At 43.7% G+C, this 15,822-nt stretch carries 7 protein-coding genes; all 7 read left to right on the forward strand.

Annotated features, from left to right (window positions below):
* The first annotated feature begins 190 nt into the window (after nt 1–190).
* The 7 genes from NXX38_RS24240 to NXX38_RS24270 all read left to right on the forward strand — a co-directional run bounded on the left by NXX38_RS24240 (nt 191) and on the right by NXX38_RS24270 (nt 15,666).
* On the forward strand, nt 191–2,230 hold the full coding sequence (locus NXX38_RS24240) for a SusC/RagA family TonB-linked outer membrane protein (protein WP_258981440.1): 2,040 nt from the start codon (nt 191–193) through the stop codon (nt 2,228–2,230).
* The gene (locus tag NXX38_RS24245) at nt 2,172–3,470 is read left to right on the forward strand and encodes a TonB-dependent receptor (protein ID WP_258982030.1); all 1,299 of its coding nucleotides are present in this window, start codon (nt 2,172–2,174) and stop codon (nt 3,468–3,470) included. The genes NXX38_RS24240 and NXX38_RS24245 overlap by 59 nt, the downstream gene beginning before the upstream one ends.
* Before the next feature lie 11 nt (nt 3,471–3,481).
* Nucleotides 3,482–5,470 (forward strand): SusD/RagB family nutrient-binding outer membrane lipoprotein, encoded by a 1,989-nt coding sequence (locus tag NXX38_RS24250; RefSeq protein ID WP_148364648.1) that lies wholly within the window; start codon nt 3,482–3,484, stop codon nt 5,468–5,470.
* A gap of 22 nt (nt 5,471–5,492) precedes the next feature.
* Nucleotides 5,493–6,854 (forward strand): glycoside hydrolase family 99-like domain-containing protein, encoded by a 1,362-nt coding sequence (locus NXX38_RS24255; protein ID WP_148364647.1) that lies wholly within the window; start codon nt 5,493–5,495, stop codon nt 6,852–6,854.
* A gap of 29 nt (nt 6,855–6,883) precedes the next feature.
* A complete protein-coding gene (locus NXX38_RS24260) occupies nt 6,884–8,713 on the forward strand; it encodes a DUF5010 domain-containing protein (protein WP_217721211.1) in 1,830 nt (609 codons plus the stop codon).
* Nucleotides 8,714–8,757: 44 nt separating this feature from the next.
* On the forward strand, nt 8,758–11,463 hold the full coding sequence (locus NXX38_RS24265) for a hypothetical protein (RefSeq protein WP_195649710.1): 2,706 nt from the start codon (nt 8,758–8,760) through the stop codon (nt 11,461–11,463).
* Nucleotides 11,464–11,964: 501 nt separating this feature from the next.
* Entirely contained in the window at nt 11,965–15,666 is a 3,702-nt protein-coding gene (locus NXX38_RS24270) for a glycoside hydrolase family 2 TIM barrel-domain containing protein (RefSeq protein WP_258981441.1), read from the forward strand.
* Nucleotides 15,667–15,822 lie beyond the last annotated feature (156 nt).

A 15,822-nucleotide genomic window follows, 5' to 3' on the forward strand; every position in this document is an offset into this window, starting at 1 on the left:
CGAACACCCCTCTTTTTTATCGTCTTATAGTTCTTTTGCTGAAAATTAATCTTAAAAAATATAATATTATTATGAAAGAAGAAAGAACACCTTAATCTGATTCGAATGACGAACCTTAAAACGAATTCAGGCTCTCTCATCCGATTAATTCTTAATTTAGTGATTATTCATAAATAAATTCATGAAAAACATGAAACAACGATTTTCTCAGTACATGAGATGCTATGAAAGAAGTCTCATTTTTATTTTAATGCTGTTCAGCGTTTCGGTAGTGCAAGCACAAAACCGGACAGTAAAAGGAACAGTGACCGACACACAAGGTGAGCCTATTATCGGTGCCAATGTAGTGATAGTGGGCGGAACAAAAGGTGTAATAACCGATCTTGATGGCAAGTATTCTATTCAAGTTCCTGAAAACGGTGCTGTATTGAAATTCTCCTATATTGGTTTTAAAACCAAATCATTCAATATAGTAAAAGGAAAGAATGTATTGAATGTGACGTTGGATGAAGATGCTGTAATGTTGGAACAGACAGTAGTAACAGCTATGGACTTACGTCGCGATGAAAAATCTCTGTCTACCGCCTTCCAGAAAATGGACATAGAAGGCATGACCGAAAACCGGGATGCCGGATTTGTAAATATGCTGGCTGGTAAAGTAGCTGGTCTGCAAGTGATATCAAATGGTGCTGCCGGTTCAGCCACAGTACGTATCCGTGGTGCCAATTCCATTTCCGGCAACAACCAACCACTCTACGTAATCGACGGTGTACCTATTATAAATGATGTGACTGGTGGTGAAATCGATTACGGTAACCCTGCTAACAGTATCAATCCCGACGACATTGAAAATATCGTAGTTTTGAAAGGGGCCAACGCATCCGCACTCTACGGTTCGGATGCCGCTAATGGTGCTATATTGATTACGACCAAAAAAGCCGGTCAAAAAAGTGGTCTGGGGATTACGTACTCTACAAATGTACAATTCACAGAATTTTCACAATACCCTATCTATCAGAATATCTATGGCGGTGGGCACATCAACCGTTTTGAAAATAACAAAGCCAACTCATTCAATGGTGACGTAAAGGTTCCTTATGATCCAAATATGCCTTATGGCATCCAACGAATGGAAGGTTATGATAATTCCCGTTCATGGGGTATGCCTATGTTAGGCTTTCAGGTAGTAGGACGCAACGGAGAACTCAAAGCCTATGTTCCTACTCCGGAAAATACAACCTCTATGTACCAGACTGCTTACTCCTGGACAAACAGTGTTTCTATAGAACGGGCCACCGAACATGTCTCTACCCGTATCGGCTTTACCAACCTGCGAAGCGACGACGTACTGGAAGGGTTGAACAAACTTACCCGTAACGCATTCAATGTACGTTCCAATGTGAAGTTGACAAAGTCATTGGATGTCGATCTGAATGGACGCTATACACATGAGCATGTCAACAACCGCTCTTACCGTAACAATTCAGACCGTAACCCTATCTATACACTGATGGATATGCCCCGTGACCTTTCCATACAGGAAATGTATCCTTGGAAAGATGAAAACGGAAAACCGACCGCCCTTCAATTTAAAAGTCCGGTATGGATGCTGAACGAGCTTTCCAACCAAGACAAGAAAGAATGGTTACTGGCCGATGTAACAGTAAACTACAAACTGACCAAAGATCTGAAGCTGCGTTTGAAGGCCGCTCTCGACCTGAATATGAAAGAGGGGTATGAATTCCGCAATATGTACACTCCGGGGGATGCCGACGGATTTTACAAAGAGTTCACAGAGAAAGCTCGTAACTATACTTATGAGGCTATGCTTTCTTACAACAAGACCTGGAAAGACTTCAATATATCCGCCAGCGTGGGTGCCAATTCGCAGGATTTCCTGTTTAAGAAACAAAACTCGGAAGTCGGAACATTGGCTACCTCCGACTTTATTTCTCTTACCAATAATGGCGCCACTATCAAATCATGGCCGGAATATAATGCAAAGAAAAAGCAAGCAATCTATGGAACAGTCAGTGTAGGTTATAAAGATTTCATTTATCTGGATGTTACCGGACGTAACGACTGGTCATCTGCCTTACCTTCTGACAACCGTTCTTATTTCTATTCCTCCTACGGCGTCAGTTTCGTACTGACGGAGTTGGTAAAAAAGCATTCCAAAAGATTGGCTATCGTATGCCAAGTTCCGTGGTTCTTATGCCAAAGTAGGTAATGATACCGGTTTCGACCAGTTGCTAAATGGATTCAGTTATAACACTTCTTATCTGGGGGACATGGCGTGGTTCGAAAGTGAAAACAAACGGAAAACCAACACATTGAAACCGGAAAGTACCACTTCATTCGAAACGGGATTAGATCTGCGCTTCCTGCAAGACCGCGCTTCCTTTAGTTTCACTTATTATAATAAGAATACCAAAAACCAAATTTTGACTTCCACCATCAACGGTGTAAGCGGATATGGAGAAGCCTTGTTCAATGCCGGTGAAGTAAAGAACTGGGGATATGAAGTGACATTGGGAGTCGTTCCTTTTAGAAATAAAGATTGGGAATGGAAAGTAGACATCAACTGGGCGAAAAACAACTCAGAAGTAGTTTCACTGGCAAACGGAATGGACTACATGACACTGACTACCGTTCAAAACAGTGTAGAATTACGTATCGTGAAAGGTGAGCCGTTGGTAAGTCTTTATTGCCGTGAGCCATGGAAAACCAATGATGAAGGACAAGTATTGGTGGGAGCCAACGGTCGTCCCCTGTCAGGTGAAGCCAAATTCCTCGCCAGCGTAGAACCGAAATGGACGGGTAGTATCCGTACTTCTCTCCGTTGGAAAGACTTGTCTTTTTCTGCCATGCTCGACATTCGTATGGGTGGACACGTATGGTCGGAGACTGCCTTCCAATCTTCCCGAAATGCACAATCTATCATGTCACTGGGCGGACGTACAGAACATTTATTTGCTGATATGATTCTCAACGAAGGTGACCAGACGGGCTATCTCGGTATTCTGGATTCAAAATATGTACCTTCCGGCAAAAACAACATTTATATGGATGCTTCCCGCCCGAAAGGCATGAATATCCCCGGAGCCGTTTATGACAGTTCCGTACCGGGACTAGCGGGACAGCCTTGCCAGGCATGGATTAAACCAATAGACTATTGGACTAATGATAGTGGCAAAAACGGTGAGCTGTACCTGTATGACGCCTCTTATGTAAAACTGAAAGAGATTTCCTTAGGATATAATATTCCTAAGAATTGGTTAAGAAAGATAGGTTTCATACAATCTATGAGAATTTCAGCCGTAGGCAGAAATGTAGCTATTCTCCACCAGAAAACACCTAAGGGGATAGATCCGGAAGCAACTTCTTCCATGGGAATCCAACAAGGTTTGGAACGAGGTTTCAACTTACCGACTTCCAGTTACGGTTTCGATTTTAAAATAACTTTTTAACAGCGATGACAATGAAAAAGTATTTATATACATTATGTACCGCAGCTCTGTTGGGATTGGCAACATCTTGCGTAGATAGTTTCGACGCAACTAACCAGAACCCCAACAAACTATATCTGGATGAGATTGATATTCAGAAAATATTTCCAGGCACTATCTACAAGTCTCTGGACGTATTATCCGAAATGAATTATAACTATTACGCCTATATGGCACGCTACGTGGTTTCCTGGACCAGCCCGCAAAGTTCAGACAATGTAGGTGACAGATTCTATAACTTCTATAAGAAAGTATTGGGTGATGTAGCTATTATGGAAGATAAATACGCTCAGGACACCGATAGAAATTATTGGGCAATACTGATTACCTGGAAAGCCTACCTCTACTCCGTACTGACAGGCACTTGGGGACCGATACCTATGGACGCAGCTTGTAAAGAGACTTATGGAAACGTATATTACTATAACAGTGAAGCTGAAGCATATATGCAAATCCTCCGTTGGCTGGATCAAGCAGTAGAAACTTTCGACCCGAACGGACCCAAAATGCTGAAAGATCCTTTCTATCCTTCTGCCAGTGGTGACAGTGACATTGAAAAATGGCGTAAATTTGCCAACTCCTTGCGTCTGGACGTGGCTATCCGCATGATGAACATGAAAAAAAGCCCTGAAGCTATCTCTATGGCACGTGAGCAAATTGAAAAAGCGTTGAACGAAACCAACCGCAACTACTTATTCAGCTCCAACAATGACAATGCAGCAGGACGCTATGGTACTGACCCCAATGCCGACGTTTCCTTATATTACAACCGTATCCTGAAAGAATTCGATCTGGGCACCAAGCTGGAGACAGAAATAGGCGGGCTGACTTACCCGGCAATGAACGAATACTTCTTCTGTTATATGCGCTCTTACAAAGATCCCCGTTTGAGCAGATATGCGCAAACATCCCGTATCAATGAAACGGGTGATTACCGTGCCGTAGTAAGAGACTCCCTATGGTCGGAAGCAGAACAGAAATACGTACAAGTTTCATACAGAATACCTTTCCTACCCCGCTTCGAGCTGAAACAAACACCGAGTGGATGGATTGTCGGCAAGGATGAACACAACAACAACCTTCAGAGCCTTTATTCAACCGCTTCCGTAAGTATTGAAGGCTACACATATGCTCTGATTCAGCGCGATTTCATCAAACAGGATGCTATGGTGAAACTGTTGACATGGGCGGACGTAAACTTCATGCTTGCCGAAATCCAATTACGTAAAGATGAATGGGGTGTGAATGTTGCATTGCCGCAGAGTGCTGAACAATATTACTACAACGGTATTACTGCTTCCATGAACGAATATAGTGTTACTGCCGGAATCTCCGAATACATAGAACGTAACGGAGTCAAATGGAACACCAACGGACTGGGATGTCGTGACTACCGTGCCTTCTACAAAGCCGATATCAACGGAAAAGGCGGTTATAAAAACAATCTGGAACAAGTATGGAAACAACGTTACATCGCCGACTACTTCAACGGATTTGCCGGTTGGACACTGGAACGCAGAACACGTGTGATGAAATATCCTCCTATTTTCTATAACGGAACTCCGAACAATTACGGGACCTACGGGGCCAATCAATTCGATCCGGTTCCCGAACGTTTGCAATATCCTACAGACGAACGTAACTGGAACATGAACTATTACCGGGAAGCCTGCCGTATGCTACAATCCACTTCACTGGTACCTCGTTCCGACGGAAACTATAATGATAATTTCTTTACTCCATTGGGTATCGGCGGACCATACAATCAAGAAGGTCTATACGAACGTTGGAAAGGCGGTCAGTTAATGTATAATAACGAAATGGTAGCTCATTGGTATGGAGACACCATTGAAGAATTTGTCGAAAACGTATTGGAAGACTATCCCGAGTATGCTTCCCTACAAGGAGAAGAACGCTTAGCGGCAAGTATCAAGTTTGTACGCATAGAAGATAATAAATAATAAAATAAAAAGAAAGACAGTTATGAAACTAATGAAATACATTACGGGGTGCTCTGCCGCTTTATTACTTCTTGCGGGATGCAACAAAGAAGAGGGTCCGAACATCGATGACTACTTCTTGAACTACGAAATTCCGGAAATTCCTGTCACCGAAGATTATCAGGTTGGCATTTTCTACTACAAAGGGAATGATATTACCACCAGGCCGAACGGTGATCCCAACTTCACCCGCTGGGAGCTTCTGACGCTGACCGATAAGGAATTGAGTGCAAAGAATGACTATAATAACCTGACACCGCAAGTAATGCCCGAATCACAAAAAGACGGCTATTTACAGCCGGATGCAGGAAGTCAAAGTTACCGTATGATTCCAATGATACAACAACACGTGGACGATTGCATCGAAGCTGGGGCAGACTTTATCATTCTGCCCGAAGCAGGAGCAGATTTGGGTAAAGGACCCGGTACCGAAATTAATCAAGGTGACTCTCTGTTCATCACCTTGATGTTGGGACGCTCTGGCAGAGGCGGTAAACGCCTTCCGATGCCACACATGGGACAACCGGGTATAGACTTCGTCGACTTGAAAACGATGAAAATTGTGGTTAGTGTTAACTGGAACAACATCGTCGACCTGCCTCCTACACTATCTTCAACCAATTGTATCGAGACTGCAGCCGGAAAGGTATATGATGGTATCACATACACCCGCCAACAACTGCTGAACAACTTCTTCAGCAAAATCGGCTGTTACTTCTCTGACGACCGCTACTACAAAATCGGTGGCACGCGTCCGGTGGTTTACATTAAAAATAAGACTGGTGAAATCTATGCACAAGAATCCAAAGCCATGTACGATGGCATCCGGAAAGCTGTGAAAGAAGCTACCGGCTACGACATCTACATCATGGTGGAAAGTGCCGATGTATGGTGCAACCAGATGCGTTACCAATACTTTTACATGGAAGGCTGCGTAGACGCTGTAGCCAGCCGTAATATGTACGACCAGTCGGAAATGAGCCGCTCTTATATGTATCCGCAAATGATAGACCAGAACTGGAAGTACAACCGTGAAACTGCATTACCAGCATTTGGCGACGGAAGCATGGAGTTCGTTCCTACTGTTGGTCCGGCTTGGAACAAGCTGGTGCAGGATGGTCGCGGTTCTATCGGTAACTCACCGATTGTAAAAAAAGACCCTGCCACATATCGTACCATGTGTAACGTAGCCAAGATGAATGCCGGACGCAACCGTCTGATTCTGGTTGACTCTTACAACAAATATAATTTCGACTCATTCATCGAGCCGACAGTAGAAAATTATGGCAACGGATATGGAAGAACATATCTGGAAATCACCCGCCAGCAATTCAAGAAGAACTAAAATGTTAACTCTTTAATGATAAAAAGAATATGAGAAATAAATATTGGAAATACATATGTCTGCTAGGTTTGGGGGCTTTCTGCTGGACATGCTCTGATGACAATCCGAATGACGGGCCCGACGGTCCCGGCTCTGAAGGTGGACAGGGAACGGAACAAGAAATTGTACGTTCCTATAAAATAGGTACATTGGCTGGATTCGAAGGCAACTTGCGCCAAAAGATGGACAAGCCGTTCACTGACGTTTCTACTATGCACAACCGTTCATTATTCTGCCGTTACGTAGCTTCTGCTTATCCCGAAGCACAAGATGACAAAGCATATCCCGGTCCAATTACCGAAGCCGACTGGTGGGACAACTTCGTAGAAGAAATCGCTTACAGTGGTCAGGATTATGTTGCCATGAACTGTCGTGGTGAAGCAAATCCTGATATAGACCACGGTCGCCCCGACAAACTCCATGACTTGATGGCAGCTATCAAACGCAAAGGTGTGGAACATGAATTCAAGATCGCTATCTTTGATGATACCCCTGCCTCATGGTCGGCTGCACGCAATGCACATAAAGGATACGGATACGACAACAAACCGTTCAAAAATGGTAGCCGCGTAGAGGGTTCACACTATCCGCTACTCTTCCTCGACCCTGAGAAAGAAGATATGAAAGGTGCAAACAACGATTTCCGCAAAGAGATATATTACTACATCTGGGATGCCAACCTGAAACCATCGTTCGAAAATGTTCCGCGTGACTATTGGTTTGAGATAGACGGACGCCCTGTCATCCTATTCTGGAACCCCAATGGATTCCTACAGGACAGTTATCTTAGCGAACTGATGAAGAAAGACCCGGTAAAGTACAAAAGTACGACCGGACTTGACGAAACGAAATCAGATGCCTATCATGGAAAGTTGAGTTATATTCTGAAGTGTATCAGCGACGACTTCAACACCACATTTGGCGTACGTCCGTTCCTCATCATCCAACGCGAATGGACTGACCGGGACTACTCACTGGTGGACTGCCCCTATCTGGATGGTATTCACAACTGGTTTGCCGTTCCTACAATGGATATGGCAGAGGACGTATATAACGAAAACTTGCTCTACAACACCTATATTTCCGCTTACAACTTCAAAGGTTTCAGCGTAGGCAGCGGATGTCCGGGATTCGTACAAGGTGATCTAGCTCGTCCGAACTGGCAATTTATAGATGCCGACCACGGCCGTTATGCAACCAAGATGATGGAATCTTTCCTATCCAAGAAGCCTGATCTGGTATTCCTTGAAGGATTTACCGACCTTGCAGAAAACGCTGCATGGTGGCGTAGTTCGGACAAGATCTATTACGATTATCCCAACCAGCGCATCAACCTGCTCCGTAAGTATAGCAATCATCCTTTCCCGACCAGACAGAAACTGGAAGCTGAAGCTTGTGACTACTGTTACCAAGGCACTGTTTCCGGCAGCAAGATAGAAACATCTCTGACGGAAGTGGAAATGAACAATGCTCCCGAACAGGGAGTAGTAAAATATTGCAACGACACGAAGTATAACGGTGGTTGGCATACCAACCTCACTTCCGGTGGTCTGAACACACTGAAATGGAAAGAACTCCCTTTCAGAACCGGAAAATCAACTATCCATTTCCGCTATTCCAGCAATGGTGCTGCCAGCGTACGTTGCCAGATTGGCGATACAATGACAAAAAGCGTAAGCCTCCCCGCAACAGGCAGTACATGGGAAGAAGTCGAAATAGCAGTTTATTCTCGCGATGCACGTGGATATGCCGACTTCAACCTGATAGTGACCGAAGGTGACATCAGCCTGAATTATGCAGAGATTATCGCAGAGAAATAAAGAAACAAGAAAAATGAAATATTTATCAAACTAAAAATTTACCTATGATGAACAAAAGAGTATTAAACAGTTTTCTCTATGGAGCACTGTTGTTTTCATTAGGAACAGGAGTTGTTTCCTGTAAGGATTACGACTCGGATATTGAAGGACTGAACAACCGTATCAGCACGGTTGAATCTGACATGGATAGATTCAAAGAAAAGATTGAGGCTGCATTGAACGCCAATCTGACAGTACAGAGCTGGTATCCCAGTGAAGACCAATCACAATACACAATTGTATTAAGCAACGGAGACGAATTATATGTACAGGCTTCCAATAAAGCGACTCCTTTCTACCAGTTCAAGGTGGAAGAAGGTACATGGAGATACACCAAAGACAAAGGTGCAGGCTGGTACAAGGTGTTGACATTCGGCACTGAACAGGAAATCCCCGGAACAGATAAAGACCAGTTATACTACGACAAGAGTAACGGTTACATCTACATCCAAAAAACAGAAGGACTGGTGCAAACCACCATCACAGCTGATAAAGACACTCCGATTCTGGCAGAGAACAAAGAGAATAAGACGCTCTCTGTCTATATCTACGGTGAAAACTATATCCTCCCCGTACAGGGCGGTGGTTTCAGCGGTATCAGCTCTATCCTCTTCCAAAAACAATTTGTTTTTGAGGAAGACGAGTTCCTGGAAGCAGCCAGCTATACTAACAAACTAGGTAAAGTGGTTACTGCCCATACAGCTACCGCCAAGTTCAAGATTCTGCCTAAAGACATCGACTTGTCCGAAGCAGACTTCCAGTGCGCGGATATCCACGAATTGAAACTGACACGTGCGGAAGTGCCTCAACTGTTGGTAAATACCAATAAGAAACTGGACGAAAACGGCCTCCTGACCGTAGAACTGACTCCAAGCAACATGACAGCTCCATACTACGGTGCAGTGTTGGAAATCACATTGGACAAGACCACTACCAGTTCCAATTATTTCGTAGTGAAACCGACTTCTTACAGCGCCAGCAACGGTCTGTTTGCTTATCGTGAAACACGTACGCTTTATCAGGACTCGGAATCTCTGAAATTCATCAGCACCGAAAGTCTCGACCTTGCTAAAACAATAGGCTGGGGATTCGGCGAAAGCGGAGAAGTGAAGTTTGTAGACGAACTGGGATTCGGTGAATTGGCTATTGAAACAACTTATGAGTTGACAGAGAACCCAAATAACACATTCGAAGTAACAGATAAAGGTGTGTTAACCGCTAAAGCTGCCAACAAATCAGGTAAAGTGAAAGTGACTTATACTGTTGCCGAAGAAGAATTCTCTAAAGAAGTATTGATTTACTCACAAGATGAATCGACTGCTAAAAATGGTATTGGACTGACAGGTGTAACAGAACTGTTGAGCAATATCGAAAGTCTTTATAAAGGTACCAAAGTCATCAAAGTGCACAATGCTCAAACCACATTGGAAAATATGGGTGTTACTGCATCTAAAGCATGGAAACTGGGTACTCAACTTAACGGTGGCAGCTGGGAAACAATCCCTATGACTACAAATCTCGCAACGATTACACAAGAAACCGAGTTGGCTAATGGTGAAGTATGTCTTTACTATGATGCGGCTCAAAAGGCTAATTATCTATTGGTAGGTCCTCAAACTGAAGGTATAGATGGTGCTAACCTGTTCGCTATGAATGACGAGGGGACAGACAAAGCAGCTTTCACACTCAATGAAAAAGAAGTGGGATTGTATATAGGTAATGTAACTTCGAAGTACGTAGTAGAAGCTCCGACAAAGAAACCTGAATTGAATATCATGATTTACGGTAAGGCTGGTATCAACAATGAAACACCGTCCATACGTTTGGGCGAAAGATATACAATTCCGGGTGTATATGATGAAACGGAAGGTTATCACTTTACTAATGTGGATCTGCGCAAAACGTTATATAACTTCAAACCTGCCGATGCAGAATTCACCATCACGTTGAACAAAAACGATCAGAATACAAAAGTAAAAGAAAGATGGGATGCCAATAATGTAATATGGGATGCTGCCAATTACACACTCACACTGGTTCGTAACAGCCCGCACATGCAGTTATTCCAGCTTAATTTCAATGACAAGAAGATCAATGAAATGAATGAAGCTGACAACGGCCTCAAGTTCTCGTGGACATTCAATGCCGGAAAGGGAGAGGTGAAATCCGAAGGTAATGAACAGTGGTACATCAAAGACCCTGTACGCCAACCGGGAGAGCATACAATTTACATGGGTAGTGATAAACAACCGAATGCAACAGGAGTTGTAAGCAAAGACTATGAAATTAAAGTTTCTGAAATCACCGGTGATGACACGAAGACAAAAATGGCAGACTTGGAAGTAGGCAAGAAATACTACTTGGGGAACTATTTTAAGAATCATGCTTTCTGGACGAATGGTTGTTCTTGGGACGTATATGGCGGTCCGACCGGTCTTACTGGTACCAAGTTGCCTGTATTGCTGAAATATGACTCTGCCGGAAACAAGATTGTGATGACTGACTATTGCAAGAAATATTTCTGCAAACAAAACTATTCTTTGGTTTTAGAGCCACAAGGAAATGAAACGAGTAGCACATTGGACGTAAACAGCGAAGAACAATCTTTCACATTGAAAATTGTTCCGACCACTACTAACTTCCAATTCAAGTTTACCTTTATCAGCGACTACTCCAGTCAGAATATGTTCTTCAGAATCATCGAAGGATAATTCCGGAACCTATTCATAATAGAGTATCGTTATGATATTGAACAAAAACTAATCTATAAATAGCCATGCCACTAAATCGTAAGCTTGTAATCTTCGTTTTTTGGCATGGTTCTTTTTATTTTTCACATGGCATTTATGTCAAATTCATTGCAACATTTAGTTTTTCAATGCAGAGATTTAGTTTTTTCTGTGCATAGATTTAGGATTTTCTATGCATAAAACTAGAGGAGTTTATGCAACGGCATAGTTGTCATATTGCAACGGGACCATAGTCATCTTATAGTAAGACAAATGTCACCTTATAAAGTGCTATTTGTCACTTTATAAGGTGAACAGCAATTTAAAAAGAAAGAGAAACCTATAAAGATACAAAATTAATCAACGAAAAACAAGAGCAAAGACAATTAAGCACATATTAAGTGTACATTAAGCGGTACTTCATTCTAATATTTATTGTCGAACCGTACTTTTATACCAAAATTATTATTAACTTGTAATATCATGAATAGAATCAGCAAAGTATTTCTGGCTTGTGCGTGCAGCGTCCTCTGCATGAACGGACAAGCACAAAGCAATGCTACATGGACAAACGACTTCTCCAATGCCGGAGAAACATTGAAAGTGGTGGGTCGGGGAACATGCAGTATTGCCGACAATGTATTCCGTTCGAAAGGCGCTTATGCCGTATTCGGTCATCCCGAATGGAAAAACTACTCCTTTTCTTTCAAAGCCCGTGCCCCTAAAAATGCCGAACAGGTGCAGATATGGGCGAGCTTCCGCAATTACAACCGTTTCGACCGTTATGTGGTAGGTATCAAAGGCGGACTGCAAGATGATCTTTACCTGATGCGCACCGGATATATGGGTACGGACGAATTTATGGGAGTCCGCCCGTTAGGTTTCCATCCTGTACCGGGAGAGTGGTATCGTGTAAAAGTAGAAGTTTGCGGCAACCGTATCCGCATATTCCTCAACGACGAGAAACAACCACATATTGATCTTGTAGACAAGAATGCCGACCTGGTACCATCAGGTGAAGTTGCTCTGGGTGGAGGATGGATAGAAACTGAATTTGATGACCTCACCGTTACTCCGATGGCAGACGATGCACTGAAAAACGTGAAAGTGGCAGAATATCAAAAGAAGGCCACTCCTGCGGAGAAAGAAAACAAACGCCGCCAGGAACGGGCTTCCTATACTTCCGCCAAACTGGCAGCGCTCACCGGCAGCCGCACAGACATCACGCTGGATGGCAACTGGCTCTTTATGCCCGACTATCAACTGGACAACAAGGATAAGGCTGTTTCGGTACAAACGAACGACCAGGACTGGCACATCATGTCCGTTCCTAACTTCTGGACACCAATCCGTATCTGGCTGCATGGCGAAACGATGCCCTCTCCTACCGGTGCACAACCCAAAGGTGTGTCGGACACCTACTACCAACAGGAAACCGACCGCTGTGAAAACTATACATTCGATTATCGCCGGGTGAAATATGCCTGGTACCGTCAATGGCTGGAACTGCCTGCCAATGTGGAAGGCAAAAATATGACACTGACCTTCGACGCGGTCTCCAAAATTGCCGAAATCTATATCAACGGAACATTAGCCACTTCACATCTCGGCATGTTCGGTGAAATTCAGGTAGACGGCAGCCATTTGCTGAAACCCGGTAAGAACCTGATTACCGTAAAAGTGACACGCAAAATGGATGGAAGCGCATCGGAATCGGCAAATGCCATCGATTTCTTCTATTCTTCCGTACGTGAAAGTGAGCAGGAAGATGCCAAAGTGGAAGTGAACAAAGATGCTCTGCTGAAAGAAATTCCTCATGGTTTTTATGGTGACGAACCTGCCGGAATCTGGCAACCGGTAAAGCTGACGATTACCGACCCCGCAAAAGTGGAAGATGTCTTTATCAAACCGACCCTGAATGGCGCTACCTTCGATGTAACCCTAAAGAACCATGGTAGTAAAAAGAAACAGTTCGACCTTTATACGGATATCATCGACAAAGAAACCGGTGCTGTACTCTATTCGGGATTATCCATACGGAAACTGAATCTCAATGCAGATGAAGAGCGCATGGAAACCTATACGATCAGCGATTTGAAACCTCGCTTATGGACACCGCAGCATCCCAACCTGTACGATTTCAAATTCCGCCTGGTAGCAGATAAAGGAACAGAACTGGACTGTCTGACAGAAACTTCCGGATTCCGTACTTTTGAGGTGAAAGACGGACTTTTCTACCTGAACGGTAATAAATACTGGTTGCGCGGCGGAAACCACATTCCTTTCGCACTGGCACCTAATGATGAAAATCTGGCCAATACTTTCATGCAACTGATGAAAGCCGGAAACATCGACGTAACCCGTACACACACCACTCCGTGGAACAAACGCTGGATGACAGCTGCCGACCGTAACGGTATCGGTGTTTCATTCGAAGGCACATGGTCGTGGTTGATGATTCATTCCACTCCAATTCCAGACCAGCGTCTGATTGAAATATGGCGTAACGAGTTTTTAGGATTGCTGAAAAAATATCGCAATCACCCTTCACTGCTCTTCTGGACAGTGAACAATGAAATGAAGTTCTACGACAATGACAGCAATCTGGAACGTGCCAAAGAGAAATACCGTATTATTTCGGATGTAGTGAAAGAGATGCGTCGCATCGACCCTACCCGTCCTATCTGCTTCGACTCCAACTATCAGGCCAAAGGCAAGGATAAGAAATTCGGTGCTGACTTTATGAGCAGCATCGATGATGGCGACATTGACGATATGCACGGTTATTACAATTGGTATGACTACTCGGTTTTCCGTTTCTTCAATGGAGAATTCCAAAAACAGTTCAAGGTAACCGACCGTCCGCTTATCAGTCAGGAGATGTCTACAGGTTATCCCAATAATGAAACGGGGCATCCTACCCGCTCCTATCAGCTCATCCACCAAAATCCTTATACACTGATCGGTTATGAATCTTATGACTGGGCAGACCCGGCTTCCTTCCTGAAAGTACAAGCATTCATCACGGGTGAACTGGCCGAAACGCTTCGTCGCTCCAACGACCAGGCTTCGGGTATTATGCACTTTGCATTGATGACATGGTTCCGTCAGACATACGATTATCAGAACATTGAACCGTACCCCACCTACTATGCTTTGAAACGGGCTTTACAACCTGTATTGGTTAGTGCAGAATTGTGGGGACGCAACTTGTACGCAGGTGAGAAACTGCCTACACGCATCTATGTGGTCAATGACCGTGAAGACAGTACGGATCTGCAACCGTCCCTGCTTCGCTGGGAAATACAAGATGAAAGCGGAAAGTGCCTAGCAAGCGGCAGTGAAAAGATTCCGGCTGTGAAACATTATGCGCGATACTATGCCGAACCTGATATTCAGTTGCCGGCCAATCTGCCTGCCGACAAGACAAAAGCCAAACTGGTATTAAAACTCACAGAGAACGGTCTGCCAATTTCTGCCAATGAATATGAGTTGTTGCTCACTAATAAAGAGTGGAATGTAGGTCAGGTAGACCCAAACAAAAAGATTGTATTATTGGATAAAGATAACACGAAAATGGTATTTGACTTCCTGAACATCAATTATCAACCGATTTCTTCCATAAAAGAATTGCTCAACAGCAAACTGAAAGCTGACCTTTGCGTTATCTCCGGTCTGACAGCCTGCACTGACGAAGAAAAGGAGCTGATCCGTGCTTATCAGTCAAAAGGTGGAAAGCTACTCTTCCTCAACAGTAAGGAAGCCGTCAAAGCTATATATCCTGAATATATCACGGGCTGGATTATCCCGACAGAAGGCGATATCGTAATTATGGAACGCAATGATGCTCCGGTGTTCAATGACATCGATGTATTGGAATTACGCTATTTCAACAACAATAAACGGGAAATTCCGCAAGCATGTACCGCTACTCTGAAAGTCCATCGCCACAAGAACGTGACGGAACTGGCAGGACAGATGAAAATTCATGCTTACATTGATGGTGGAAAACCGGAAGACCGCATCGAACGAATAGAATCTATGCGTGGACTGACGATGTTACAAATAGCTGACGGAAAGGGAGAAGCAATGATCTCTACCATGTGTACGGAAAAGGCAACGACAGATCCGGTAGCTGGTAAGTTAGTAGTGAATATGATTAATTGCCTGACTACCAACAAATAGGAATAAGGTAGAAAACAGAAATAAAAGAGAGGACAAATGTCCGAAAGGTTTTGAATGAATAAACTCCCTCTTACTTTGCCGTGAGGGGGAGTTTTCGTTTTAAAGTCTTTCGGACTTTCGTCCTCTTTTTTATTTCAGAAAGGAAATAATCGTTGT

It is taken from the genome of Bacteroides sp. BFG-637 (genome assembly GCF_024793605.1).
GTDB lineage: Bacteria > Bacteroidota > Bacteroidia > Bacteroidales > Bacteroidaceae > Bacteroides > Bacteroides vicugnae.